The 26,754-nt window shown below is 55.5% G+C and carries 22 protein-coding genes; 9 read left to right on the top strand and 13 right to left on the bottom strand.

The window, feature by feature from the left end:
- Positions 1-172: 172 nt before the first annotated feature.
- The 6 genes from LIO64_RS00495 to acnA form a co-directional block, all read right to left on the bottom strand.
- Positions 173-463, bottom strand: a complete 291-nt coding sequence (locus LIO64_RS00495; protein ID WP_290547493.1) for a hypothetical protein — start codon at positions 461-463, stop codon at positions 173-175.
- A 208-nt stretch (positions 464-671) separates the two neighbouring features.
- Complete coding sequence (locus tag LIO64_RS00490) at positions 672-1,187, bottom strand: hypothetical protein (protein ID WP_290547492.1); 516 nt, start codon at positions 1,185-1,187, stop codon at positions 672-674.
- A 27-nt stretch (positions 1,188-1,214) separates the two neighbouring features.
- On the bottom strand, positions 1,215-1,721 hold the full coding sequence (locus LIO64_RS00485) for a hypothetical protein (RefSeq protein ID WP_290547491.1): 507 nt from the start codon (positions 1,719-1,721) through the stop codon (positions 1,215-1,217).
- Between the two features lie 203 nt (positions 1,722-1,924).
- Positions 1,925-2,797, bottom strand: a complete 873-nt coding sequence (locus tag LIO64_RS00480) for an aldo/keto reductase (protein ID WP_290547490.1) — start codon at positions 2,795-2,797, stop codon at positions 1,925-1,927.
- An 84-nt stretch (positions 2,798-2,881) separates the two neighbouring features.
- Positions 2,882-3,547: an N-acetylmuramoyl-L-alanine amidase gene (locus tag LIO64_RS00475; RefSeq protein ID WP_290547489.1), complete on the bottom strand. Its 666-nt coding sequence runs from the start codon at positions 3,545-3,547 to the stop codon at positions 2,882-2,884.
- A 190-nt stretch (positions 3,548-3,737) separates the two neighbouring features.
- The gene (gene acnA, locus LIO64_RS00470; protein ID WP_290547488.1) at positions 3,738-6,491 is read right to left on the bottom strand and encodes an aconitate hydratase AcnA; all 2,754 of its coding nucleotides are present in this window, start codon (positions 6,489-6,491) and stop codon (positions 3,738-3,740) included.
- A 315-nt stretch (positions 6,492-6,806) separates the two neighbouring features.
- On the opposite strand from acnA, the gene LIO64_RS00465 reads away from it, so the two are divergent.
- The 4 genes from LIO64_RS00465 (at position 6,807) to LIO64_RS00450 (ending at position 8,653) form a co-directional block, all read left to right on the top strand.
- Complete coding sequence (locus LIO64_RS00465) at positions 6,807-6,980, top strand: hypothetical protein (RefSeq protein ID WP_290547487.1); 174 nt, start codon at positions 6,807-6,809, stop codon at positions 6,978-6,980.
- 76 nt (positions 6,981-7,056) lie between these two features.
- Entirely contained in the window at positions 7,057-7,395 is a 339-nt protein-coding gene (locus LIO64_RS00460; RefSeq protein ID WP_290547486.1) for a DUF2752 domain-containing protein, read from the top strand.
- 119 nt (positions 7,396-7,514) lie between these two features.
- Positions 7,515-8,090 carry a L,D-transpeptidase gene (locus tag LIO64_RS00455; RefSeq protein ID WP_290547485.1) on the top strand — a complete coding sequence of 192 codons (576 nt, stop codon included), beginning with the start codon at positions 7,515-7,517 and terminating at the stop codon, positions 8,088-8,090.
- 158 nt (positions 8,091-8,248) lie between these two features.
- Positions 8,249-8,653: a hypothetical protein gene (locus LIO64_RS00450; RefSeq protein ID WP_290547484.1), complete on the top strand. Its 405-nt coding sequence runs from the start codon at positions 8,249-8,251 to the stop codon at positions 8,651-8,653.
- A gap of 865 nt (positions 8,654-9,518) precedes the next feature.
- Here the strand turns inward: LIO64_RS00450 and msrB are convergent.
- Both msrB and LIO64_RS00440 read right to left on the bottom strand, forming a co-directional pair.
- Positions 9,519-10,517 (bottom strand): peptide-methionine (R)-S-oxide reductase MsrB, encoded by a 999-nt coding sequence (gene msrB, locus LIO64_RS00445; protein ID WP_345779554.1) that lies wholly within the window; start codon positions 10,515-10,517, stop codon positions 9,519-9,521.
- Between the two features lie 275 nt (positions 10,518-10,792).
- On the bottom strand, positions 10,793-11,275 hold the full coding sequence (locus LIO64_RS00440) for a hypothetical protein (protein WP_290547482.1): 483 nt from the start codon (positions 11,273-11,275) through the stop codon (positions 10,793-10,795).
- Between the two features lie 215 nt (positions 11,276-11,490).
- Between LIO64_RS00440 and LIO64_RS00435 the strand changes: the two genes are divergently transcribed.
- Positions 11,491-13,683 (top strand): M60 family metallopeptidase, encoded by a 2,193-nt coding sequence (locus tag LIO64_RS00435; RefSeq protein ID WP_290547481.1) that lies wholly within the window; start codon positions 11,491-11,493, stop codon positions 13,681-13,683.
- Positions 13,684-13,756: 73 nt separating this feature from the next.
- Here the strand turns inward: LIO64_RS00435 and LIO64_RS00430 are convergent, their stop codons facing one another.
- Complete coding sequence (locus LIO64_RS00430) at positions 13,757-14,137, bottom strand: RtcB family protein (RefSeq protein WP_290547480.1); 381 nt, start codon at positions 14,135-14,137, stop codon at positions 13,757-13,759.
- Between LIO64_RS00430 and LIO64_RS00425 the strand changes: the two genes are divergently transcribed.
- Positions 14,136-14,264, top strand: coding sequence for a hypothetical protein (locus tag LIO64_RS00425; RefSeq protein ID WP_290547479.1), 129 nt, complete (start codon positions 14,136-14,138; stop codon positions 14,262-14,264). The genes LIO64_RS00430 and LIO64_RS00425 overlap by 2 nt on opposite strands.
- A gap of 13 nt (positions 14,265-14,277) precedes the next feature.
- On the opposite strand, the gene LIO64_RS00420 is transcribed toward LIO64_RS00425, so the two are convergent.
- Positions 14,278-15,510, bottom strand: a complete 1,233-nt coding sequence (locus LIO64_RS00420; RefSeq protein ID WP_290547478.1) for an MFS transporter — start codon at positions 15,508-15,510, stop codon at positions 14,278-14,280.
- 79 nt (positions 15,511-15,589) lie between these two features.
- The gene (locus tag LIO64_RS00415; protein WP_290547477.1) at positions 15,590-16,336 is read right to left on the bottom strand and encodes a hypothetical protein; all 747 of its coding nucleotides are present in this window, start codon (positions 16,334-16,336) and stop codon (positions 15,590-15,592) included.
- Between the two features lie 179 nt (positions 16,337-16,515).
- Here LIO64_RS00415 and LIO64_RS00410 point away from each other — a divergent pair, with 179 nt between their 5' ends.
- A complete protein-coding gene (locus tag LIO64_RS00410; RefSeq protein ID WP_290547476.1) occupies positions 16,516-17,073 on the top strand; it encodes a cob(I)yrinic acid a,c-diamide adenosyltransferase in 558 nt (185 codons plus the stop codon).
- Positions 17,074-17,353: 280 nt separating this feature from the next.
- On the opposite strand, the gene LIO64_RS00405 is transcribed toward LIO64_RS00410, so the two are convergent.
- Entirely contained in the window at positions 17,354-17,623 is a 270-nt protein-coding gene (locus LIO64_RS00405; protein WP_290547475.1) for a hypothetical protein, read from the bottom strand.
- A 179-nt stretch (positions 17,624-17,802) separates the two neighbouring features.
- On the opposite strand from LIO64_RS00405, the gene LIO64_RS00400 reads away from it, so the two are divergent.
- The gene (locus LIO64_RS00400; protein ID WP_290547474.1) at positions 17,803-23,904 is read left to right on the top strand and encodes an MG2 domain-containing protein; all 6,102 of its coding nucleotides are present in this window, start codon (positions 17,803-17,805) and stop codon (positions 23,902-23,904) included.
- A 31-nt stretch (positions 23,905-23,935) separates the two neighbouring features.
- Positions 23,936-26,221, top strand: coding sequence for a penicillin-binding protein 1C (pbpC, locus tag LIO64_RS00395; RefSeq protein WP_290547473.1), 2,286 nt, complete (start codon positions 23,936-23,938; stop codon positions 26,219-26,221).
- Positions 26,222-26,272: 51 nt separating this feature from the next.
- Here pbpC and LIO64_RS00390 read toward each other — a convergent pair whose 3' ends face one another.
- The gene (locus LIO64_RS00390) at positions 26,273-26,611 is read right to left on the bottom strand and encodes a cupin domain-containing protein (RefSeq protein ID WP_290547472.1); all 339 of its coding nucleotides are present in this window, start codon (positions 26,609-26,611) and stop codon (positions 26,273-26,275) included.
- Positions 26,612-26,754: the final 143 nt, after the last annotated feature.

Genomic DNA, 26,754 nt, shown 5'->3' with positions numbered 1-26,754 from the left:
AATGAAGAGTGAATGGGCAATGCTTGCTTGATTTTCCTACGTCGTGAAATAAGCTATCCTTTCTCGAGGAATGATCAATTGTACAGTTAATCTTCTTGCTAATAGATTTTCTGCCATTTGGCAAGAAGATTAACTACACATGAAATGAGCTGTTCCCCATCACATCATTATCTCATTCTATATTAAAAGATGCAATATATTCTTTTATCTCTTCTTTTGTTTTTTTGTCGCCGGATTTAAGGAGTTTGCTGAATATTTCCGTGACGTCAAAAACTAAAATTAACATTTTATCGTTTTCGTTGAAAGTAGCACAGGTTAATATGTATTTATTATCTTCCTTTGATAATGAACTTCCTCTCATTATTTGACCGTCATGATTTTTCCTAATATAATCATCGATTAAATTTTCCATCTGTTTAAGATTTTCAATCTTCTTGTGATCCAAGATGATCGGATTTTCCATATTCTTGACCGACTCCTTCAATTCTTCTGTCTTGATGGGCTCCTTTAGTTCTTCTATCGCTTTATTCTGGTCTGAATAAGATAGATTCGCGAGGATGATGAAGATGCATCCCGCAATAATTATTTCTATATTTGATAGTTGCATTGTTCTTTTGATATTCTGAATCCTCCGCCAAAGAGCTTGGAACGGATCATTTTATTCAATCAGATCATGATTGCTGGAATATTAAACGCCTTATCCAATGATCAGATGAAAACAAATCAAGCAATTGAGACAGGACAAGATTAAAGAATTTGGATTCAGACAAAGGAGTGTGCTTCTCTTCCATTTCCTTTATTTTATTTCTGGTCTTTTCATCTTTCGATTTACTTAAATTTTTATATACATCAGTCATGTCAAAATATAATATCTCTTGTTTTCCTTCCTCATTTTTCAATGAAAAGATGAGGATAAAATGACCATCTTCATCCATCGTGAACATTCTTCCCAAGACTTCATAACCTTCATGATTTTTTCTAACGTATTCCTGCAGCGCTTCCTCTAGCTGGCTATAATTTTTGATGTCTTTGGAATCCAGAATTACAGGCCTGTCCCAATTACCGAGTTCGGAATCATCTACTATGATAACTTTGCCGGATGCATCTTCTGATCCCAGCGATTGAGAAACTAATGGTATCACGCCGCACCCTATAGCTAAAATAGTAATTTTTGATAATGATTTCATATTAAATTATTGGATTTAGATTATTGTTCAATAGCATCCGCGTTTGATCGCCTCTTCTGCTTTGATAGCTTCTTGCTCATGAAATTCAATTTCCTTTTTAAACCGCTCATTTTTCTTCAATTTCTTGAAACACTCCGTCACGTCAAAGAAAATACTTCCCAATTTACCGTCTTTTGTTTTGAAATCTATCTTTTGAAGAAATTGTTCCTGTTCTTTTGTTGTATTAGGACCAATCCATTCATAACCGGGGTACTGTTCTGCCAAGTATTTACACTGAATATTCTGTAAATCTTCATACTTGTTAACTTCCTTGGCGTCTATCACAACAGGATTTTTCCTAGAACCTTTTTGATCGGGAGCCAAGCGTAGTTTTTCGCTTACCGGCCTTACAGAAAAGACCTTTCCGTCACGCATACATGTTACGATTTCTCCATCAGTGATAATTTTCAGTTCCGGGATATTGCCGCTATAAGCTACCGTGAACATCAAACATGATATGGTTCCTGCCACCGCCAATTTAGAATATTTTTTCATTTTATTCTAATATTCAGATTATTATGTTACTCGGTTACACCATGGCAATATCAAACGTGTCAGATTCAACTACTTTGACATTTCTAACAACGACTCGGCAACATGCTTCTGCCGCATTCGCCCTATTTAAAATGCGGGAGCCATTGCTATTAAACAAAATATCAACTTTTTAGGAAGTATCAATATTTTCATAAAAATAATTGCTATTCCTCAGAAAGATGGTCCGGGTGGAGGGAATAGTGGCCGGGGGAGTCCAGTGTTTCAATGAGGGCCATGTCTCCTTCATCCAGGGAAAAGTTGAAGATGTCCAGATTAGTCCGGATTCTGTCTGCATGCACGGATTTGGGGATGGGCACGATGCCGCATTGGAGTTCCCAGCGCAGGCAAATCTGGGCCACGGATTTTTTGTGCTTGTCCGCAATACGGCACAGGATGGGTTCTTCCAGCACGCCTCCGCGGGCTAGCGGCCCCCATGATTCCACCAGGATATGGTGTTCCCGGCAGAAGTCTACCGCTTCTTCCTGATGGTATTTCGGGTTGATTTCCAGCTGGTTCACCATGGGCATGATGTCGGCATGCTCCATCAGGGCTTCCAGATGATGGGGAAGGAAGTTGCTGACGCCGATGGCTTTCACTCGTCCGTCCCGGTAAAGCCGTTCCATGGCTTTCCAGGTTTCCCTGTTGAGTTTCCGGTAGTCTTCTTCATATCCGGCGGGGATGGGCCAGTGGATCAGGTACAGGTCCAGATAGTCCGTTTGGAGGCGGTCCAGGGAGGCTTCAAAGGCGTTTAGCGTAGTTTCGTATCCCTGGTCCGTGTTCCAGACTTTGCTGGTGAGGAAGATTTCCTCCCGCGGTAGGCCGCTTTCCCTGACAGCGCGGCCTACCGTTTTCTCATTGCCGTACACGCTGGCCGTGTCAATGAGGCGGTAGCCTGCTTCCAGCGCGTCCAGAATGCTCCGGACACCCGCCGTATCATCCGGAGCCAGGTAGGTTCCATAACCGATGCCGGGCATGGGTAGTCCGTTGTTCAGCTGCTGCGTATCGCCGGGAAAAGTGATGATTTTCATACTCTTCATGAAGCACCCTGTCCCGGAAACGGTAAAGAGGGCGCCTTGTCATGAATGCGGCATGCGTTGCAGCGCTGCGGAGAGCAGGAAAAGTTATTTCCCGGCCTGGAGGCAGCGGTAGTAGTAGTCCACGCGGGAGATGAACCAGCTCCATTTATAGCCGGGGCGCCCGTTGGTCATCAGCGGGGCGGGGCAGTTTTTGCCGGACCAGTAGTTGTGAGGCACCACGTTGCGCAGGGGAACGTTGTAGCGCATCATCAGCAGGGCGGTCAGCTTGGCCGTCTTGTTGTAGATGACGACGGGGTTGTGCGTGGTGCATTCACACATTTCAATGGCTACGGAGTATTGGTCTCCCGGGCCGGAGTGGTCCGCATGGTGGCCTGTTTCCGTGGTGGGGATGTGCTGGTAGGCCCCGAACTGGTCCACGGTGAAGTGCCAGTTCAGACTGCGGGATTTGCCGCTGTTCAGGTAACGGGAGTGGGCGTGCGCGTCTCCCTTGGGGTTGGCGGTGCTGTGGATGGTGATGAAGCGGGGCTGCATGGAGGCCGCGTGCCTGCGGGCGTACGTGCTTTTGGGCATGTAAGAGACGCGGATGCCCACTTCACGGCCCATCTGGTTGGTCGTGCGGGGAACTACGGGGGCTTTTTGAATTTTGAAGGAGACGGCCGGCGGCCTCATTTTATCGTTCTGCGAGCAGCTGCAGAACGCCAGGGCGGTGAATACGGCAAGAAAGCCCGTCCAGACAGATCTATATTCCATGTGTTTGTTCTAGAAACAGCCCGAATGGATTGCAAGCAGAATTTGGAATTAGTTCAAGTGAACTAATCCGGCCGTGTCATGAAATTGCAGGCGTTCCCGACGCGGCATAAGCTACGCAGGCCGCCTCTTCCGGAAAAGGGCGGCCTGCGTACAAGCGGAGACTGTGCCGGGAGAAGCCGGCCATGCTGCGTTATTTGAGGATTTGAGTGAGCACGTATGGCAGGATGCCGCCCGCCAGGTAGTATTCCTTTTCAATAGGCGTATCAATGCGGACGATGACGGGCACGTCAAACGCCTCCGCACCTGCGGGCTGCACGCGCAGGGTGACCTGCTGGCGCGGCGTAATGTCATTGTCCAGCCCCAGGATGGAGAAGGTGGCGTTCTTCAAGGGGGCGATGCGGTCATAGTCCGCCTTGTCGGCGAAGTTGAGGGGCAGCACGCCCATGCCGATGAGGTTGGAACGGTGGATGCGTTCAAAGCTCTTGGTGATGACGGCCTTGACGCCCAGCAGGTTCGTGCCCTTGGCCGCCCAGTCGCGGGAGGAACCCATGCCGTAATCTTCTCCGCCGATGACGATGAGCGGGACGCCGTCCTGCGCGTAGGCCATGGCCGCATCATAGATGAAGGCGGGAGCGCCCGCGGCAGGGGTTATTTTCTTGTCCGGGGCGGGAATGGGGCGGTCGCCGAAGTACAGCGTGTAGCCGCCTTCCGTGCCGTCCACCATCAGGTTCTTGATGCGGACGTTGGCGAAGGTGCCGCGGGTCATCACGCGGTCGTTGCCGCGGCGGGAGCCGAAGGAGTTGAAGTCTTTTTTGTCCACCCCCATGCGTTGCAGGTACAGTCCGGCGGGGCCCGTTTCCCGGATGGCCCCGGCGGGGGAGATGTGGTCCGTGGTCACGGAGTCGCCAAAGATGCCCAGGGGACGGGCGTCCCTGATGTCCGCCAGCGTGCGGGGCTGCCCGTTGAAACCGCTGAAGAAGGGCGGGTCCTGGATGTAGGTGGAGTTTTCATTCCACTGGAAGACGGAGCCTTCCGGCGCATAGACGGCTGCCCAGCGCGGATTTTTGTCCGGCGTGATGGTGTAAAGTTCCCGGTAAGCTTCCGGATTGCGGGATTTGGCGACGGCTTCCGCAATTTCCCCGGCGCTGGGCCAGAGGTCTTTCAGGAAGACGGGGTTTCCGTTGCGGTCCGTGCCCAGCGGTTCCGTCTGGAAGTCAATGTCCACCCTGCCGGCCAGCGCAAAGGCGACGACAAGGGGGGGAGACATCAGGAAGTTGGTTTTAATGGAGGCATGGATGCGCGCCTCAAAGTTGCGGTTGCCGGACAGGACGGAGGCGGCCACGATGTCGTTCTCCCTTACCGCCTGTTCCAGTTCCGGATTCAGCGGTCCGGAGTTGCCGATGCAGGTGGTGCAGCCGTAGCCGACGGTTTCAAAGCCAAGGGTGTCCAGGGATTCCTGGAGCTGGTTGGCCGCAAAGTAGTCGGAAGCGATGCGGGAACCGGGGGCAATGGACGTTTTTACGTGCGGCGGCACTTGCAGTCCCAGTGCAACCGCCTTTTTAGCCAGCAGCCCGGCAGCGAGCATCAGGCCCGGATTGGAGGTATTGGTGCAGGAGGTGATGGCGGCGATGAGGATGCTGCCGTCTTTCAGTTCCGCTTCCTGGCTGAACCCGTCCACAGGGACGGGAACGCCCGCCGGGGAATGCATGGTGACCTTGACGGACGGGGATTCCTTCTTTCCGTAACCGCCTTCCGCCGCAGGCATGCGGACCAGCTTGCGGAAGCTGTCCCTGATGGAGGACAGGCGAATGTGGTCCTGAGGGCGTTTGGGGCCGGAAACGGCGGGTTCCACGGTAGACAGGTCCAGTTCCAGCTGGTCCGTATAGTCCAGTTCTCCATTGCGGGGCATTCCCCACAGGCCCTGGGCCTTGAAGTAGTTTTCGTACGTGGTGATGGCTTCCTCGCTTCTGCCCGTCTGGCGCAGATAGTCGGAGCAATGTTCATCCATGGGGAAGAAGCCCATGGTGGCGCCGTATTCCGGGGCCATGTTCGCTACGGTGGCGCGGTCCGCCAGCGGCAGGGCTGCCGCTCCTTCCCCGAAGAATTCCACAAATTTGCCGACGACGCCGTGGCGGCGCAACATCTGGGTGACATGCAGCGCCAGGTCCGTAGCCGTTACTCCTTCTTGAAGTTTTCCCGTCATGTGGACGCCCACCACTTCCGGCACCAGGAAGGTGACGGGCTGGCCCAGCATTCCGGCTTCCGCTTCAATGCCGCCTACGCCCCAGCCTACGACGCCGATGCCGTTGATCATCGTGGTATGGGAATCCGTCCCCACCAGAGTGTCCGGGAAATAAACGCCGTCCTTTTCCATGACGCCCGGCGTCAGATATTCCAGGTTCACCTGGTGGACAATGCCCACGGAGGGCGGCACTACGGAAAAGGTCTGGAAGGCCTGCTGGCCCCATTTAAGAAATTCGTAGCGTTCCGCATTGCGCTGGAATTCGATGTCCAGGTTCTTTTCCAGGACGTCCGTACGGCCTGCCCAGTCCACCTGAACGGAATGGTCCACGACCAGGTCCACGGGAACCAGCGGTTCAATGACGGAGGCGTCTTTTCCAAGCCCGGCTACGGCGGAGCGCATGGCGGCCAGATCCACCAGCAGGGGGACGCCCGTCAGGTCCTGCAGGACGATGCGGGCCACCGTAAAGGGGATTTCATAGGAACCGGGATTTTTGGCGTTCCAGGAGGCCAGGTTGTCCACATCCTTTTCCGTTACCTTCAGACCGTCGCAGTTGCGGAGCAGGGATTCCAGAACGATCCGGATGGAGACGGGCAGGCGGTTCAGACGCGGATAGCCGTTTTCCGCCAGGGCTGGCAGTGAATAAAACTGTCCCGGGGTTCCGGCTCCCGTGGCGAACGTGCTCTTGGCAATCTTGGTCATGATGCGGAATAGAGGGTTAACTGTAAACAGGCGGCTGCCCTCCTGGCAGTCGCGGGTACTATACAGGCCAAGTTTGATAAGGCAAGGACTCTGTGTGACGGAGGGAATTTTTTCCGGTTCCCTCCGTGGGAAATTTCACGTGAGAGCCGGGAAGCGGACGAGTTCAACGCAGGTGTTTTCAGAATAATTTGCAGAACCGCCAGGACAGAGTTTTGTTGAACGGGGGAAGGGGAGTTTTTGTCGCAATTGTTACATAAACCATATGAATCAATGAATCTGGAAAATAATTCTGAATCTGTAAGACTGAGTAACGCATTGGCTATTTGGGCTCTTGTTTTTTCCGTCCTGTGCAGCCTGGTGGGGCTGATTCTCGGCATTATCGGGCTGAGCAAGTATCCGAAAAGCAGCAACGGCAGGACGATGTGCATCATCGCCATCGTGGTGAGCGTTCTGTTCATGCTGGGCGCTGTGGCCTGGCGCGGCTATTAAAAAAGTGCGGAAGGCAATGTGCGGAGCGTCAAGGCGCGCCGCCGGACATGTTCCGCAATCCTTTTTATTGTGGTGCATGAAGGCGTTCTCATGGTATGTGGCGATTCTGGCTCTGGCGTGCGCCGTCCTGTTGTGGGTTGGAGATCCCTCACAATCGGGCTGGCTGCCGGAGTGCCTGTTTTACAGGACAACCGGGTTCCTTTGCTATGGCTGTGGTTCCACAAGAGCCCTTCATGCTCTCCTTCACGGCCACTGGGTGGATTCTCTGCGGTATAATGCGCTGCTGGTTCCCACGCTTGCGTGGCTGGGAACGCTGTTTTTCATCCGGGACAAGACCGTATTCATGCGGGTATTGCTCCTAGGGGTGTCTGTTCTTGTCCTGTTCACTGTCGCGCGCAACATTCCGCTGTGCTGACAGCTTGCTTTTTTCCGGTTTTCCTTGCTTCCGTTCATGCCGGAGCTGTAAACAGAGTGCGTCATGAAATAGGGAACTTGAGTTCGCGGCATTGTCCAATCCTGTGAAAGGATTGAAAGATGATGAATGCAAAAAGAACCTTGTCCATCATTGCAGGGGCGGCGGCAGGCGCGTTGACGCTGGCGTCTTGTTCAGGACCGCAGGAAGAGAATTTGCGCATGGTGCCCCTGACTGCGCCTGTGGCCATGCCCATGACCTCTTATGGACCAAATACAAGAGTGGTCGTGGCCGGAGTGGATTATACGGAGGTGCATGATGAGTGGATGAATCCGGATGTCATGAAAAAAGCGGCTTCCGGCAATATGCGCGTGGTGATCAGCCGCGGACGCCAGAGGGGACAGCTGATGGTGGGGGATGAAGTAGCCATGGATTTTCCCGTATGTCTCGGTATGTCTTCCCACCGGACTCCCGTGGGGCATTTCCACATTACGGAAAAGGCGGTGCATCACGTTTCCAATTTGTACGACGCCTCCATGCCCTATTTCATGCGGTTGACGGACAGCGGCATAGGAATGCACGTGGGGCCCGTTTTCCAGACGCCGCAGTCGCATGGGTGTATCCGCATGACCCGCTCTTCCTGCGTGCCGCTGTTTAAAACCGTTAAAATCGGCACGCCCGTAACGATTGTGCAGTAAGGCGGGAAAGGTGACGGGAGACCGTTTCAGAAGAATCCGTTCCGTTTTTTGGAAGGTTGTTTCCGCGGGAAAAGATGGTAGCTTGAAAAAAGACAGGCCACGTGATGATCATGACGGCGGGGTCTGGTTTCCTGTGAACGGTGGAGATGGACTGCATCATGAAAGAGGACGGTACTCAAAGTTTCCTCAAAGAGCTGAATGGGGAAAAACTGCCGCATGCGGGGGAATGGAAGTATATTGTGGAGTGGTGGGAACAGGACAGCCTTGATGTGGACAGCAACCAGCATTTGCTTTTTATTGACGAGGAAGGAGAAACGGATTTCCTGGTTCATGAGGGCAATGTGACTGAATTGAATGAATTGCTGGCGTCCACGGGACTGCTGGAAATTCAGGAAGTGAGCATAGTCCCGGAATTCCATGTGCAATTCCATAGCAGGATTCTTTATCCTCCGGAATGGGCCGGAGAAGCGTATTTTGAACCGGACACCGCGAGGACCTGGCTGAAAAAGCTGCACGGATGGATGGGCTTCGTGAAGATGGCCAAGCGGAAGAGTTTGCCGTAAAGGGGGGAAAAGTTTCCAGCCAGAACGCTGCGCTTAAGCCGATGATTGACTTTGGGAAAAGCCATTCCGTTTTATCGGGGCCAAGTCCGGATAAGGGGAACGGTTGATACGGGCCGCGAATTCCCGCATGGCCCGTGATATTCATCCATCCATTTTTTATGCAAGTGATGGAAATCCGGTATAGGAAGAGGATATTTTCTATTTTTATTATAAGGTTTTCATCAATCGGAAGTGATGGTTTTTAGAAATCTATGAGACATCAGCGATAAAAAATTTGTTTTTTTAACACAAAACGGATTTGGCCGTCGCTATCTCAAATGAACGGCATGAAGATAAACGGTCTCCGCCGCAAGTCGTATTGCCCCGACAACCCCAATCCTCCATGTTCTGCTGTCCGTTGGACGGTTTCCATTCATCGGCAGCGGCATGGATGGAGGATGCCTTCTTTTGGACACAGGTGTGTCCGGGACTGATGGGCCGTTTGTTCTTCAGGAGCACCCCATCGTGCAATCTCCATGAATGCCCATGTCCAATTTCTTGGACAGACCGCCAAAACGGCGGGTTTTGCTCAAGTCCGTCAACATCATGATTAACTCAGGATCATGATGTTGACTTCATTAAAACCTGTTATCATTCCGCAAGGTCTTGCAAGTTTTCTGAACTTGGAAAAATGACGGACGGCTGGGGATGATCTTGTTTGTTGCCTCTCTGCCCGGCACAGCATGGCTGCGGCTCTGCTTAACGTATGGAACCCTTGCAGGGAGCAAATGCCGCGGTTTTCATCTGGCGGCGTTCGCTCTCTCCGGGCTTTGCCGGGTGCATGATTGGTAGATGCAGCAGCTCTCCTTCTTCCCTTGTCCCAAGGTTATTTACTCTTGGATTCCGTTTTCCCGGTTTCCTGGCGCAGTTGCGGCAGATATTTTCCATATCCCTGTGCCTCCATGTCCTGTTCCGGAATAAATTTCAGGGAGGCGCTGTTGATGCAGTAGCGCAGGCCGCCGCGGTCCTTGGGACCGTCCGTGAAGACGTGGCCCAAGTGGGCGTCTCCCGTCTTGCTGCGGACTTCCGTGCGGTGCATGCCGTGGGAAAGATCCTGCTTTTCCTGAATCAGTTCTCCCTTGATGGGCCGGGAGAAGCTGGGCCAGCCGCAGCCGGAATCAAACTTGTCCGTGGAAAGGAACAGGGGTTCTCCCGTCGTGACGTCCACATAAATGCCGGGTTTGTCGTTATTGAAATATTCGTTGCGGAAGGCAGGTTCCGTAGCATTGTTCCGCGTAACGGCAAATTGCTCGGGGGTCAGGATGCGGCGCAGCTCCTCGTCCGATTTTTTCCGATAGGCGGGTGCGGTTTCCCGTGCCTGCGCCGCCGCCTGGAATTTTGAGGGGGGAATGTGGCAGTAGCCTCCGGGGTTGTTGTCCAGATAGTGCTGATGATATTCTTCCGCTCGTGAAAACTGGCGGAGGGGCTGAACTTCAATCGCCAGAGGCTGCTTGAAGTGTTGCTGGAGCCGTTTCACGGATGCGTCTATAACCGGCTTGTCCTTTTCATCCGTATAATAAATGCCCGTGCGGTACTGAACTCCCTTGTCGTTTCCCTGCTTATTAACGGAAACGGGGTCAATGATGGAATAATACTGTTCCAGCAGGAAGGGGAGGCTGAGTTCTTCCGGGTCAAAAACCACTTTTACCGTTTCCGCGTGGCCCGTACCCCCCCTGCAGACTTCTTCATACGTGGGTGCGGCTGTAGAACCGTTGGCGTACCCGGCTTCCGTTTTCTTGACGCCGGGAATCAGGGAGAAGAATTTTTCCACTCCCCAGAAGCAGCCTCCCGCCAGATAAATCGTCTTTAAATCCTTGTTGTCCATATGATGTTTGTTGTCGCTTGCCTGGCTTCTTTCCCCGCAGGAAAACAGGGAGAGCATGGCTATTGCGGCCAGAATGGCGCATGCCAGGCCGGCCAGGGTCCATGATTCGTGATAAATACGTTTCATAAATGCTGTATGGAGGGGCCTTCCGGTCCGGGGGCATCCGCCCCGCGGGCTGGAGAATTGGTCGTTCTGCAGCTTTTCCAGGAAGATGAAGGATTAGACAGTACAAAGTCTATACCGTTCGATGCTTGTGTCAACATTTCCCCTGGTTCTCAGGGACCTTCCGCCCGCATCATATTTTTCAGCCATTGATATACCGCCCGGTCGGCGGCGTCCGGTTTTCTGCTCGTCTGCATGCTGAACCCGTACCTGGTGTGGAAATTGAAAACCGCCAGGGAGGGGCTCAATCCAATGGAGAGTCCGTCCATCCGTATTTCCACTTCCTGCGGGGCATGGGTGGTGAAGTCAAGGTGCCCGGCGTTGCTGACGGATCCCGCATAGTGTTCCAGGAAAGGCTGGATGCCGGCCAGGAAGGAAGGGTCCAGGGCCGTGGCATGATTTTCCGGGGAAGAACTGTTCCTGACAAGAATGACGGGAGGTGTGGGAGCGGAATAAGCGGGTCTCAGTGTATTCAGCGGAACGTTCCACAAAAAGGAGAATAGCCCCGTTCCCAGAAGAAAGAGGGGAACGGCCAGGACGGCAATCCATTTGCCCGGCTTGTTTCCTGATTGATGACGGGACCGTCTTCCGTTCATGAAAGATAACATGGCATAATGTTCCGTGGGGGTCCATCAAGAACTGGATGGTGAAAAAGATGTGAATTCCGGTTGTCCCGTGAAGGGATTTTACGCCATAACATGAAAAACATGAAAGAAAACGCTGTAAATCATGTATAATGCCACCAGGCACTATGTAGTTTATGAGAAGGGATCCGATTTTATCTCCGTTTTTTTTATTTTTCGTTTTTTTAATGTTTACCGCGAATATGTCCTTTGCGGAAAAATATCCTTCACTGGATGTTCCGGAGGACATCCTGCTTCAAGTAAAGGAGGCTTCTTCCCCTCAGCCCCCCTATTCCGGGAACCATTCCGTAAAGCAGGCGGTGGACGGTTCTCTGGAATCCGCCAACTGGCATGTTCCCGGAGCGCGGCATGTGGAAGGGGAATTTGTGTTTGAAGCGCCGGATACCATTAACTACATCACCTTTTCCGGAGCCAATTTCAATGAGGTTTCCGTATCCGCCATGATCGGTTCATCGTGGAAGAACCTTGGAAAGTTCGATCTCGGCGGCTCCAAGATCATCAGATTTAAAAACCCTCTTCAGAAAGTTCAGAAAATCAAGGTGGCGGTTGATTACCCTGAAGGAGCCTCCCCGGCGTTTACCGTGCGGGAGATTGGTTTTTACAAAAAGACGGAATCCCCGCTCAACCGTCAATTGCTGAAAGTGTTCCGGGACACGAGCTGCTCTTCCATCAATCCCAGGTGCACCCTGGCGGATCTCAAGGCGCTGCCGGAGTTTTTGCAGATGATCGCGCGGAAAGTGAAATCCGGCGCCTATGAGGACAAGGAATTCCGCATTGCATCCTACAAGGCTTACAGCCATCCGGAGTTTGCCGCCAAGGTGAGAAACATCAACGCCCTGAACAAGTTTGACAATCCCACCGGAATTGTGGCGGAGGCGGGAGACGAAATCCTTGTATTCGTGGGGCCCACCCATGGAGAAGAGATTGGACTGGCTTCCGTTTCCCCGGCGGGGATCGAGTCTTCCACCTATCCCCTGAATGAAGGAGTAAACAAAGTCAAAATCAACCGTTCGGGCTTGCTTTATGTGATGTATCACACCGATATCAGCACGCCCAAGAAGCCCGTGACGGTGCACATCCCCCTGGGCAGCGGGATTGTGAACGGATATTTTGACGTGACCAGGCACACGGACAAGGACTGGAAGCGCATGATCAGCAAGGCCCCCCACAGCATGTTCGACATCGTGGGGCGGAATGCCATGATGATCCTCCACACGGAATATCTGAAGGCTTACAGCCCGGATTCCATCACGAAATCCGTCAAGGTGTGGGATGAGAGCGTCAGGGCCATGTGGAAAATCATGGGCTTTGACAAATATCCCCAGCCGCATAACAACCGGCAGCTTGGGGTTTCCGTAGAAGGCGGCGCCCATATGTTTGCCACTTGGTATTACTGCGGCTACAGCGTCGGGAATCAGGGAAATACGCTGAAAAATGAAGTGCTCGCCCCCGGCGTTCTTCAGGGGAACCGCCTCTGGGGAATAGGGCATGAAATCGGCCACTGCTACCAGCATCCGTTCAACTGGCGCAGCATGTCTGAAAGCTCCAATAACTTCTTCGCCCAGTTGATCTTGGACCAGGTAACCAATCCCATCAATGGCAATGAACTGGCCTCAGACATGGAAAACCCGTGCAAGTACCTGCTTTCAGAGGCGGTGAAGGGCATGCCGTTCCATGATTTGAACGGCTGGGCCAAGTGGGGATTTGCCCAATATTCCTTTTACCTGTATTTCCATAAGCTGGGAATCAATCCGGAATTTTATCCTACGCTCTTTGAATCATTGCGCCGCAAGCCTCTTTCCACTCAGGCGTATGAGGTTTCCGAGGCCCATCTGGCCCTGTATGAGCGCATTTGCAATGTCAGCAGGACGGACTTTACAGAGGACTTTGAAATTTTCAATTGGTTCGTGCCGATTGACCACAAAGGGAACCAGTATGGGGAGTACAGTTTCAAGATGACGGAGGAAATGGCCCGCGCCTCCAAGGCCCGGATCGCCGCCAAGCGGTACCCCAAGCCGAAATTCCGCATCGCCTTCCTGCATCAGCATGGGAAGACGGTTGATTTGTGGGGACAGAAACTGCATGGTTCCCAGCTCAACGGTTATTGGACCAAATACAAGCAGAACGCCAAGCTCAGCCCGTCCGTGAGCGCCTCCAAAAAGGACGGCATGATTACAGTGCGGAATGGGGAGAATGCGGCCGCTTTCTGCGTAGTGACCAACGGAAAGGTGGTGGGGTATTATGACCGCCAGAAGTTTGACGTTTCCGGCGTGGAATGGAATGATACCTCCAAGGTGTATGCCATTCCGATTCAGACCGCGGAACCCTATAAGCTGATTTATTCCGCCAAGCGCTCCTGATCCGGTTCCGGAGATTGGGAAAAGCCCCTTCCGGAAAAAATTTTCCGGAAGGGGCCTGGCGTTGGGGCGCCTGTTATTCGGGAGCCTTGAAGTTGTACACGGGCCTGATGCGTTCCACGATTTCCGCGGTTTCGTGGATGTTGTCCAGCACGCTCTCTCCATCCTTGTAGGCCATGGGGGCTTCATCCAGCGTGGCGGGGGAGACGCAGGTGGAGAAAATACCCTGCATGGAAGTCTCGAATTCCTCCAGGGAAAGGTTGGCTTTGGCCCTTTTGCGGGACATGATGCGGCCTGCGCCGTGCGGGGATGAGGAATTGAATTCCCTGTTCCCCTTGCCGATGCAGATGGCGGAGCCGTCCCTCATGTTCAGGGGAACGATGAGCTTTTCTCCAAGTCCGGCCCGGACGGCCATTCTCCCCTGCATGGAGGAGCCGGAACTGGGAGAGGGTTTCATGAAGGTGACCCATCCGGCGCTGGACAGGCTTTCACGCAGTATTTCGCTGGCATGGAATCCGCGCCTGCTGCGCGTACGGCCTGCCGCCCGGCGCGTGATTGACGTTTTTTCCCTACCGCAACAATGACGGCGCGGGGAAATCAATCGGAATCCACGCCCAGCTTGTTCTTCCGGTAATGGTCCAGGGAGATGCGGTAGAAGTAAACGATCGCCAGCAGGTTCAGCAGTGCGCCCGCGCCGAAGGCCCAGTTCAGGTTCAGGTACGCGTAAATCTTGCCTCCGAAGAACATGCCCGTGCCCACCCCGATGTCAAAGGCGGTGAAAAACGTGGAATTGACGGCTCCCCGGTGCCCGCGGTCCGCCATGTTCAGCTTCATGGTCTGGAAGGTGGGGATGAAGATGCCGAAGCCGAAGCCGATGAAAATGGCGGAGATATAGTAAACCCATTCCAGGGGCGCGCACGCCAGCGCGCCGAAGCTGACGGTCAGAATGCTCAGGGAGATGACGGAAAGTTCCGCCACGCGCCCGCGGTCGATCTGCCTGCCCACCATGAACCGGGAAACCAGCATGCCGAGCCCCATCAGCGCATAAAACAGCCCGGCGTACTTGAATCCGTACATTTTTCCATACAGGGCGGAATAAACGGCCACCACCCCGTAGGAGAAGGAGGCGATCATGACGTTCACCGCCAGCGGAATGCCTACGCGCAGCACCAGGCGGTCCAGCACCTTTTTGGGCGTTTCCTGCACGGATTCCTGGACAGGGCGTTTGGGCGCGCGGATAAGGGAGGCAATGCCCGCTCCGGCCAGGCACAGGACCAGGGAGCTCCACGTAATCACGTAAAAACCGTACTGCTGGTACACCTGGAGGCCGATGACGGGACCCAGGCACATGCCCAATGTCATCGTCATGCCGAAAAAGCCCAGGCCTTCTCCGCGGCGGGAAGGAGGGATAATGTCCACCGCCATCGTCGGGCCGGAGGTGGTCATGCCTCCCCAGATCAGGCCCTGGACGAAGCGCGTCAGGAAAAACGCCAGGGCGGTGGCGGCTACGGCATATCCTGAAAAGGAAAGCGCCAGCAGAATGTAAACCGTGATGTAAATTTTCTTGCGGTCCCCGGTATCCACCCGGTGCGCAAACCAGGGGCGCGAAAGAATGGCGGCCAGTACATAAATGGACATGATCCAGCCCAGCCAGCCGGAGGAAACCTGCAAATTACCCGTCAGGTACAGCGGAAGGACCGGCACCAGTTCAAAAAAGGCCAGCCCCATCATCAGGTTGGCGCAGCAGGCCAGGATGTAATCCTTTGTCCAGAGAGGCACTTTGACGGGCGGTGCGGTTTCCGCCGCCAATTCATCTCTGGTCCGGGTCATGCAGGGGTTGTACAGCCATCGGCAAAAGTTTCAAACGGTTGACGTGTCATGCCGTTGCCAGCGCAGGAAAAAGAAGGATTCACGAATTCTTTTCCGGAAAATTGCCGGGCTGGCTGAAGGATATGCCGACCAAGGTGCCTCTTCCGTCAATGGCGTTCAAGTAGTCGAAAACCTCCCCGCAGGGAACCCCATCGTCCACGTTGAAAATAAATGCCCTGTGCTGGTTGATGTCTGCATTTGCCATGTTGGCGAAAACTTGAATGTCATTTTTCCGGCGTTCCTCGGCATCCTCCTTGCGGATGCGCCAGTAAACAAGCTGGTAGGAACCCCTTTCCGGATAAAAAGACCGGATGAACTGCACGATGGGATAAGCGGGCTCCCGGGAAGGCCTTTTTTTGACGGAAAGGAAGACGTTCTCCCGGAAAGGGTGTTCCAAAACGGTGTCATCAGGAAGATAGGGAACATCCGTCTCATCGTTTTCAAGTTCTGTCTCCGTATCGACAACGACGGGAATGTCCCAGCAAATTCCATTTTCAAAGGCAGACACGACGGCATCCCCCCTTCGCAAACGCAGATCGTCCACACCATGCGCGTAAGCTTCCGCCATCCCCTCGGCAACATGGGACCAGGGGAGGCCCGGACGGTCCAGATTGATGGTCAGGATTCTTTCAGAGGCTGAATCCCCCTTCCATTCCTGTATAGGGCCGGGCAGTTCCGAGGCGTTCACGACCGTTTCTCCGGGCAGCAGCGCAACTTTCTCTTTGGAACATGTTCCAAAAAGAAAGCAGATGCAGAAGGGGAGAAAAACGGCGAGAAGGCGAAGCATGGCAACAGGCATCCAACTTGTTTTAAATAGATATTTTCACATTGAAAGTCAACAAAATATGATGGGAATGCCGTTGCCGTGCCGGGAAATGGTGTAGATTGGAACTTGTTCCGGGACATGCCTTCTTATGCCTTCTTTTTTGTGTTCAGAGCCGTGCTGGCATGGTAGGGTACGGAAGTATGAGCGTGATCACCAAGCGTGGAGACAGCGGAGAAACGGACCTGATGTTTGGCAAACGGAGCCCCAAGACGGCCCCTCGCATTGAAGCTTACGGGACGGTGGATGAATTGAATTCCCTGATCGGCGTGGTACGGCATTCCGGGGTGAGCCCCCGCACGGTGGAGACGCTGGATGGTGTGCAGGCGCGCCTGGTGGGCGCCATGGGAGAATTGGCTACCCTGGAGGAAGATTTGCCCAAGTACGATGCCAAAGGCTATGCCCGCATTACGGCGGACGATGTGGCCTGGCTGGAAGAACAGGCCCATCTGCTGGAAAAGGAATGCGACATCCGTTTCAAGGGGTGGGCCCGTCCCGGCAAGGAGGGGTCCCTGGGCGCGGCCCAGCTGGACTTGGCCCGTTCCGTTTGCCGCCGTGCGGAACGCCGCGTGGTGGCGCTGAGGCTGGACAATGCCCTGAGCAACGTGAATACGGCCCTGTTCCTGAACCGCCTTTCCGACCTCTGCTGGGTTCTGGCCCGCTTTGAGGCTCTTGAGGCCAAGGAAAAGGAGGAAGCCTGAACAATCCGTTTCCGCCGCCCGTTTTGCCGTGCAGCGGTTTGTTCCATCGCTGTCCAGGAGCATGATGGTGCCGCTTAGTGGCAGGAGCAGCCCGTAGTGACTGTCGAACCCGATGCCGTATACGACCGTTCCATCCGGGAATTCCAGAGTGGATACCTTAAAAAATGTTTTCTGATGGCTTTTTACGAGGTCCGGATCCCTGCCGCCTCTCCAGAGGATGATGGGCGTGGAAAAGAAATAGAGTGCTAAGCCTCCCAGCAACAAGACAGCAACAAGCAGTTTATGTTTTTTTAAAATGGCATGGATGAAAAAATTTCTTCTTCACGCCTTCCCGGAAAGCTTTGCCTTTCCAAGGGCAGACTGAATTCCATTTTGCGGGAGAGAAACGCCGGCTTATTGCAGGAGAGATGCTGGATTGCTGAAACGGTGTAAAACCGTCGCAGGAACTCATTCTTTCCTCTTCTTTTACAGTATAATGACAATGATTTTCATCAAGTTCGGAAGGATGAGTTTCTTCCGTTTCCTGTTCAGGAATAGATGAATCCGGCAAGCAGGTCAGAATTTCCGCTTTGTTTTTTGCTGTCCGCGGATTTTCTGCTTGTGCTGGAGGCTCAAAAAGAGGAGAAGATGGAAATATAGAATGATCCCTTCCCTATGAATCTCCGTTCTTTTGTTATTGGCTGCTTATTAGGAATTAGCGGCATTTGCTCATCGTTTGCCGCCACTGCGGTGCGTTATCCGTCTTCCTCCTCCCATCTGGAAAAGGGGAAGCCGTTTCAACTGGTATTTGACAAGGCCGTGGTGTCTCCCTCCGAGGTGGGAAAACCGGCGGATCCGGAGCTGACGTCTTTTTCCCCGGAGGAAAAACCGTTACAACTGGTATTGGATAAATCCGCCGTGCCGGGCGCCTGTCCGGCAATCCTGGAAAATGCGAAGCTGGCGTTCGTTCCCCCTCCCTTGAAAGTTTCTTCTCAATGGATAACTCCCAACGTACTGGAATGCCGTCCGCTGGCGGAGGTGCCTTTCCGTGCCTCCTATGTATGGAAACCTGCGGAGAATGCCCGGTTTCTGGATGGCTCCCCGGTACCCGCTGTTCCGCTGCGCCTTACGGGGCGCCAGACCTGGAATTTCTTTTTGTCTTCCGTGGACAGGGGCTGGCGGGGCAGTGAAGTTTACCCATGGGAAAGTTTTTTTGTGGTGATTCCCGATATCGTTCCGAATAGGGGCGACGTGGAGGCTGGCTTGTACCGCAACGGAACGGGGTTCCTGATGCTTCCCGGGTATTGTTCATGGGAGGAGGCTTTGGAAAAGAATCTCCATTTTACTGAAGAGCCTGATAAGAAACAGATAGAGGACGGAATTCCCGGCCGTTCCCTGGGCGTAGTGGTGCAGGTTGCTACGTTGAAGGAAGTGAGGAATGCCGAATCCTACCGTGTAAGAAATATCACGAGTGGGGGAAATTTTCAGAACAAGCCGGATAATATGCCTGTGCCCGGAGTGTATGTGATCCGTCCAAAAGAGATGTTCCGGCATGGCAGGGACTACCAGCTTGTAAGCCGGGACGGTTCCTTTCTGTCCTCCCGGCCCGGCGACGCGAAGACCGGGGAGGATGTGACCAGCCTGGGAGGGGTGCCCCGTTTTTCCGCCTCCGGTTATTATCACGCTTTTTCCAGCCAGGAAGGCCGTTTGACTCTTGAGTGGACTCTCCCTGTACTGATTACGGATTTAAACCAGTTCTGCAAGAACCGGATGGTGGGGCATGTGGAATTTTTTATTGGAGATGACCCTAAACCGATGGTTTACGACGAACAGGAAGAGGCTTTCGTTTCCGTCATTGCAGACGAAGACGCAAAGACGGAGAAGAAAATAATGATTCGGCTGGACCGGGAAAGGCTGGCAGGCATGAAGCTTATCCGCCCCCAGTGGTATAAGACGCTGCCTTTTCTGGTGAGCAGTGATGATGCCGTGTTTAAACTGGGATGGAAATTGAAAGGCGTCTGGTCCGTGGATGACCAGAAACTGACCGGAAAGAACGCAGAAGGTTTTGTGGAAGTGCGGCCGGAGGATCCGTCCCTGTATCTGGATGCGGGCAACAATGGCGTCATGTACGCCGGATCCCGCAAATTGAAAGCCTCTCTCAGCAATTTAAAGGATTTAACAGTGCGCGGCTACCGGATCAAGGAAGGCTACCAGCAGCAGACGCTGGCGGCCTACAGGAAGATTTATGAGCGGGACCAGGCCGTGGACCTTGCCCGGACGGTGACGGATGACGACCAACGGCATTTCCTGCCTGCGGAACTTCTTGCGGCGGATAAGGAAGGAGTGCTGACTCTCGACGTCCGCGGTAAAACGGAAACGGCCATTGCCCTGGACAGCCTGTTCGGAGGAACCGTGGAGCCGGGCATGTATTTCATTGAAGTGGAAGGCCATGTCAGTGATCCGGTGCTGGAGGCGTACAAATTGTTTGGCGCGCCGTCGGAGAACGGATCAAGAAAGAATTTTGACAGGGAGGAGGCTTCCTATGGCGTGCAGGCCGTCGTCCAGGTGACGGATTTGGGTGTCCTTCATAAAAAGACGGCGGACGATATTTTCGTGTACGTGTATTCCCTTTCTTCCGGAAAAGCGGTGGAGAAAGCGCAGGTGCAGCTGCTGGATGCCGGGGGCGCCGTTCTGGCTTCCGTTCCCGTGGAGCGTGGAGCGGTAAGCCTGCCCATGGCCGGAATGAAGGGAAAGGCCGCCTACCTGCGCGTTATGTCCGGAGCGGACAGTTATCTGAGTGCCCTGGCGGATTGGCCGGGGAAGGTGGAAATGTGGTCCTTTGACGTCAAGACGCTTCCCTATGGATGGGAGGCATTGGGGCTGAATCCCGCCACTACTGCGGAAACCAGGCTGTTCATGTTTTCTGACAGGAACCTGTACCGTCCGTCGGAGACCATGCATTTGAAGGGGATCGTGCGCTCCCTGCTGGATAACCGGCTTCTTTTCGCTCCCGTGGAGGAGGTAAAACTGACCATTACGGACAGCCGGAACCGGGAAGTTGCCGTCAAGAAGGTGAATTTGTCCGATGCGGGAACCTTTGACCTGGATTTCACGTTCCCTGAAGAGGAGACGGGAACCTACAGCATTCTTGCCAGCCTGCGGATGAAGGGGGATACCGTCAAGAAGCAGGAAGATGAACCCTCTGACGGCGAATACGATTCCAGCAAGTATTACCGGAAGGAGTTCCAGAAGAGCAACCGGGAGTTCCGGTATGATGTGGAAGTGGCCGAGTTCAAGCGGAACGAGTTTGAGGTGGAGGAGAAGATTCATGAACTGAAGCCCGGCGCCCCGCTTCTGAAAGCCGACGTGAAGGCCACCAATTTTACAGGCACTCCGGTTTCCCGCGGTAAGGTGAACTGGGCCCTGCGCAGCGTTTCGTCCAATTTCTATCCCGCCGGATACAGGGATTACCGCTTTGGGGATTACCGGGATGACGACGGAGGCTACTGGGAGGCTTATTACGGTTATTCCAGCGGCGGCTCCTCTTCTTTCATGAAACAGCAGGCCGCCGTGCTGGACGGGAAAGGCATGAATACCGTGGAGTTTTCCCTGGACGGGCAGTCTTTCCCCAGGGTCAGGCGGTTGTCTCTCCAGGCTTCCGTGGTGAACGGGAATGAACAGCTGGTCAAGACTTCCCGAAGCGTCGTCTGGAATCCGGCCTCCGTGTTTGTGGGGGTGAGGAACATTTCTTCCATCTGCCGCCAGGGAACGCCCCTGGATTTGCGCCTGATTGCCCTGGGGCTGGACGGGAAGCCCTATGCGGGAAATGACCTTGACCTGAACATGACGGTAACGCGCACCGCCTTCCAGCCTACGCGTTACGAGGGTGATGAGGCCACGACCGTCCGCAATGACGAGGTAAGGAGCACCGTACTGGAGAAGGCTGTGACGCTCACCCCGGCGGATTCCTCTGATATCCGGACGGGAGGGAAAGCCGTTTCCATCCCTACTGCGCGGGACGGCATTTACGAGGTGACTTTTTCCGGCCGGGACGCGGAAGGCCGGGAATTCCGCACGGCCGTGAAATACTGGGTTTACGGCAGCGACGTTTCCCCGTGGGAATATCATGACGGGCTGAAGGTGAAAATCATTCCTGACAAGCAATTGTATAAGCCGGGTGAGACGGCTCGTCTTCTGATCCAGACGCCCATTGAAGGGGAAGTGATGGTGACGGTGGAGCGGGAAAAGGTGCTGCGGAGTTTCGCGAGAAAGCTGACGCTGGAAAATCCGGTGGTGGAGGTCCCGCTGGAAGATGCGGACGCCCCGAACGTTTATGTCTCCGTTTTCCTGGTGAAGGGGGCGGACCTGAACAGCCGTAAAGCCCGCAACCCCCAGTTGAAACTGGGATATGCCGCGCTGAAGGTGCAGCCGGTACGCCATACCCTGAATGTCCAGATATCTCCCCCTTCCGGCATGGTCCGGCCCGGTTCCCCCTCCGTGATCAGCGGCGTGGTGACGGATTATCTGGGCAGGCCGGTGCGGAATGCGGAGGTATGCCTGTTTGCGGAGGATGAAGGCACCCTCCAGGTCATCGGCTACAGAACGCCGATGCCCGTCCGGTATTTTTATGCGGACCGTCCCCTGTCCGTAGGCACATGGACCACGCTGGAACAGATTCTGGATGAAGACTGGGGAGAACGCTCTACGGACAACAAGGGCGTTTTCATCGGCGGCGGGGATTCCTCCAACGGTTCCCGTAAAGCGCCGGACGCTTTGGATTTAAGAAAGAATTTCACTCCCTGCGCCGTTTGGCTGGCTTCCCTCCGCACGGACGGGGAGGGACGTTTCCAGGCCCGGTACAGCAATCCGGACACGCTGACCCGCTACCGGGTGATGGCGGTCGCCCTGGCGGGTGATTCCGATTTCGGCACCGGGGAAAGCGCTTACGTGGTGAACAAGCCCGTGATGCTGGAACCCGCTCCGCCCTTCACGGCAACCGCGGGTGATTCCCTGAATATTCCGGTGACGGTCAGCCAGACGGGGGATAGAAAAGGGCCGTGGGTGGTTACGCTGAAATCAGGTTCCGCAGCGGCCTCCGTGCCCCAGCCTGTCCAGACGCTGACCTTGAACGGGAACCAGCCGGAGACGCTGGTGTTCAACGTGAAATTTACGCAGCCGGGAGAGGCCCGTCTGACCTGGGACATACGTGCCGCAGATGACAGCGGCAATCCTTATTCCTCCGGCGTTTACGCGTTGTTGAAGGATACCGTGGAACACACGTTTGAGGTCGTTCCTCCTTTCCCGGATCTGCGGGAGCTGCGCTGTTTCTCTCTTTCCTCCGGCCAGACGCTGGATCTGTCGGGATTGGTGACGACTCCCTTCCTGAAGGGGACCCCCATCCGTGTAACGCTTGGCACGTCTCCGCTGTTGTATGCGGACGGCAGCGTGAACTACCTGCTGCATTATCCGTACGGCTGCCTGGAACAGCTTTCTTCTTCCACGCTGCCCTGGATTTATGAACCGCTCCTGGCCAAATATCTTCCCGGGTTCAAGGGGAAATCGCCGGAGGACCGTTCCCGCGCCCTCCGGAGCGGCGTTTACAAGATCCTGAAGAACCAGCTTTCCTCCGGCGCGCTGGCCTACTGGCAGGGCGGCACGGAGGTGAGCGAATACTGCCCGTATGCCGCGCTGGTGCTGACCCTGGCGCGGGAACAGGGAGTTTATGTTCCGGAGCGGGACCTTGGCAAGCTGTACGCCTATCTGGAACACCGCCTGTCCGGGCATCCCCGGGAGGGGCTTCTGGCGGCATGGGTGCTGGCCCGCGCGGGACGCATGCCCGCCTCCCTGCTCAACCGCCTGCTGGACCATGCCCGTGAATTGAAGGGGGAAGACCGCCTGTACCTGGCCCTGGCCGCGGCTCTTTCCCCCCGTGCGGGGGTCAAGGCCCAGGCCCGGCTCCTGATGAATGTTCCCAGAGAGGAAATGAAGTCGTCCCGCTGCCGCCTTCTGCTGGTTCTGGCGGAGATGGCGCTGGCTCCCAATGAGCATGCCGTCCGTGAAAAGCTGGGGAGCCTGATCGTGGACAGAATGTCCGGCTCCTTTGGGGGAAGGGCTCCCTATTCCACCTGGATTTCCGGCTGGGACGTCATCCTGCTGGGGGAATACCTGAAAGGATTGCAGGAAGTTCCCCTTTCCGCCTCTTTCCATGTGGATCGCGGCGGCCAGCCACTTGACGGGACGTGTTCCATCTCTTCTCCGGCTCAGTTCCTGACTGCGGTTGGGGAAAAAGCCATGCTCAGTCTTCCGGAGGCGGGAACCAGGGTATATGGCATGGCGGAAGCCCGCGGACGCAGCAGAACGCAGCAGGACGGCGCCGCCGTCAACAAGGGCTTTGCCGTTTCCCGCGTCTATGAAAAGCTTTCCCCGGAAGGAACGTGGACGCCCGCGGCGGAGTTTGCGGTGGGGGATCTGGTGAGGATTACACTGCATGTGGACAAGTCCGCAAATCCCCTGACGTATGTGGTGATGGAGGATTACCTGCCTTCCGCTTTTGAAGCCGTCAATCCGGCGCTCCTTTCCCAGATACCGGGAGGGCGGGAGAGCGAGGCGGGGAATGAAGGCGAACGCTGGTTCTACTGGAGCGGATGGGTGTCCCACCGGGAATTCCTCAAGGACCGGGTGCGCTTCTTCGCCAATTCCTGGCACGGAGGCCGTTTTACGGCGCGCTACCTGGCGCGGGTGACCAAGTCCGGCGTCGTCATCGCCCCGTCCGCCAAGGCGGAACTGATGTACAGGCCGGAAACCTACGGATTGAGCATTCCCCAGAAGCTGACCGTTTCTCCGGGGCACTGACGGCCGCGTTTTCACGATGCAGCGGAGATCCATGATCAAGGCGTTTTTCAAAAGGCTTTTTAAACGGAAAAACCTTCTTTGGGCTGTGGGAGGGCTGGCCGCCGCATGGCTGCTTGCATGGTATGCCGTGCCCTGGCTGGTTCCCCTGCCGGAAGGACTGCTCCATCCGGAAGAGCGGGGCGCCCTGGTTCTGGACAGGGACGGCGGAAGAATCGCCACGTTGCCGGGGCCGGATTATTACCATACGGAGCCCGTCCGGCTCCGGGAGGTGCCGGACATGCTGCTTAAAGCCACCCTGGCGGCGGAAGATAAACGCTTTTTCAGCCACGGGGGAGCGGATTTCCTGGCGTTGGCCCGTGCCGTGACGGAGAACGCCGCTGGCGGGGAGGTGGTATCCGGTGCGTCCACCATCACCCAGCAGCTTGCCAAGAATGCCAATCCTCCCGTTCCCAGGAGCCTGCCTGCCAAGGCCAGGGAGTTTTTCCAGGCGCGGCGCATGGAGATGAGCATGAGCAAGGAGGAAATTCTGGAAGCCTATTTCAACCGTCTGGATTACGGCAATTTGCGCCGGGGGCCTGCCGCCGCGGCGCGTTTTTACTTTGGCCGGGAAATGGCCCGCCTGTCTCTGGCGGAGTGCGCCCTGCTGGCGGGTCTGCCGCAGGGGCCGTCCTACCTGAATCCCCTCCGGCATCCGGAACGTGCGCTGGAACGGCGGAACCGTGTGCTGCGCCGGATGAGGGAGGAAGGCATGTTTCCCGCCGACATGGTGAACCGGGCTTTGCAGGAGCCCCTGTTCAGCGCGGGAACGGAAGAAGAACGGCTGCCGCTGGCCCCACATGTGACGGCCGCGCTGGCGCATGCCGGGCGTACGGGGGAAGTGCGGACGACTCTGGACGCCTCCCTGCAGCGCGGCGCGCAGGAAATCGTAAAGCGGGAACTGGACCGCCTGAAAGGCCATCATGTGACGCAGGCCGCCGTAGTCGTGGTGGAAAACGCTACGGGAAATATCCTCTGCCTGGTCGGATCCGCCAACCGGAACCATCCTGTTGGCGGCCTGCTGGACGGGACTTCCCTGCTGCGCTCCCCCGGATCCGCCCTGAAGCCTTTCGTGTACGCCCAGGCGTTTGTCCTGGGTGCCTATCCCGGAACCGTCCTGCCGGACGTTCCCACCACGTACCGGAGCGCACACGGACTGGAAGCCCCGCAGAATTACAACAAATCCTACATGGGGCCCATTTCCATCCGGCAGGCGCTGGCCTGCTCCCAGAATATTCCCGCCATGAGGGCGCTGGATACCTTCGGCGGTACGTCGCGGCTGCTGAAACTGCTGAAAAACCTGGGCATCCGGGGGATCTGGGGAGACGCCGCGCATTACGGGCTGGGGCTGGCCATCGGCAATGCGGAGGTAACCTTGAGAGATTTGACGGGCGCCTATGCCTGTCTGGCGCGCGGGGGGGCCTTCCTCCCCCTGAAACTGGAGCATGGCGTTTCCGCCCCGGAACGGCCCGTGCTGCCTGCGGAGGCTTGCTTCATGGTGGCGGATATTCTGGCGGACCGGGAAGCCCGGATGGCGGCGTTCGGCGATGAGGAACTGATGAACCTGCCTTTCCGGTATGCCTGCAAGACGGGCACTTCTTCCGATTTCCGCGACAACTGGTGCATGGGCTTCACCCGTGAAATCACGGTCGGCGTCTGGGTGGGCAATTTTGACGCTTCCCCCATGAAGCAGGTGGGAGGCATGGAGGGCGCCGCACCCATTTTTGCAGAGGTTATGAGGCTGGCCCACCGGGACCGCACTCCTTCCTTTCCTCAGGCCGTCCCCGGCATGGTCCGCATCCTCATAGACGCGCGTACGGGGAAACGGGCGGGCGCGCTGCCTCTGCCCCGGGCCCATCTCCGGGAGGAATGGACTTCCCTGGAAACGATGCCGCAGGAGGCCACCCCTGCGGATTATGATGCGGCGGGGCGTGCATATCTGGACAGCCGTTATACGGAATGGTTTACCGGCCCTTCCTGTACGGCGGCGGACGCTTATTGCCTGCTTCCGGCGGCGTGGTCCGGGGAATCCCCGCGCATCCTGGTTCCGGCTGACGGCTCGCGCCTGGTTCTGGATCCGGAAATGCCCGGAAAGGCGCGCCGCCTTAAACTGCGCTCCAATCTGCCGGCGGGAGCGGTCTGGTCGTCCTCCACCCTGTCCATCGTGCAATATGGAGAAGAGGCTTCCGTCCTGCTGGAACCGGGCGTGCACGTTATCACCGTACGCCATCCGGAACTGAATCTGGAACAGAGTTCATCCATCACCGTCAGGGAATTGTAGGAACGGACCGGGATTTTTCCTCCGGAATGCCCGAAACCCGGCGTCCTCTGTTCAGTCCAGCGGCAGGATGGAGGTGACCAGCATCTTGAACCGTTCCTGGGCGATGACGGAATGAGGAACTCCAGCCGGGATCAGCAGCGTCCTGCCTTGCGTCAGGTTAATCTCTTCATTGCCTACGGTGAAGTACGCCGTTCCGTCCAGGATCTGCACCAGGGCGGGGCCGGGCGTCTGGTGGGTGGGAAGAAGCTGCTCGTCGTCAAACGCCAGAATGGTCATATTGACGCCCTTGGAGCGCACCAGGGCCAGACTGGTGATTTGTTCCTCGCGGTATTCGATCAGGTCGGCGTAATTGAAAGGCGTCCGTTCGGGGATATGCTGAATGGCGGTCATACAGGTTGGACACGCTTATTTCCCCTCTCCGCTTTCGTCATGACAGGCTTCCGGGAAAAAGGCCCGCTCCGGACCCTGGAGCGGACCTTGGCATTCAGCATTCACATAGCGCCTGCTTACGGGTTCAACGTCCTGATTTCATA

This window comes from Akkermansia sp. (assembly GCF_020860705.1).
Taxonomy (GTDB): domain Bacteria; phylum Verrucomicrobiota; class Verrucomicrobiia; order Verrucomicrobiales; family Akkermansiaceae; genus Akkermansia.
Note: the sequence above shows the minus strand (reverse complement) of the source record. Positions and strands in the feature narration are given on the sequence as shown.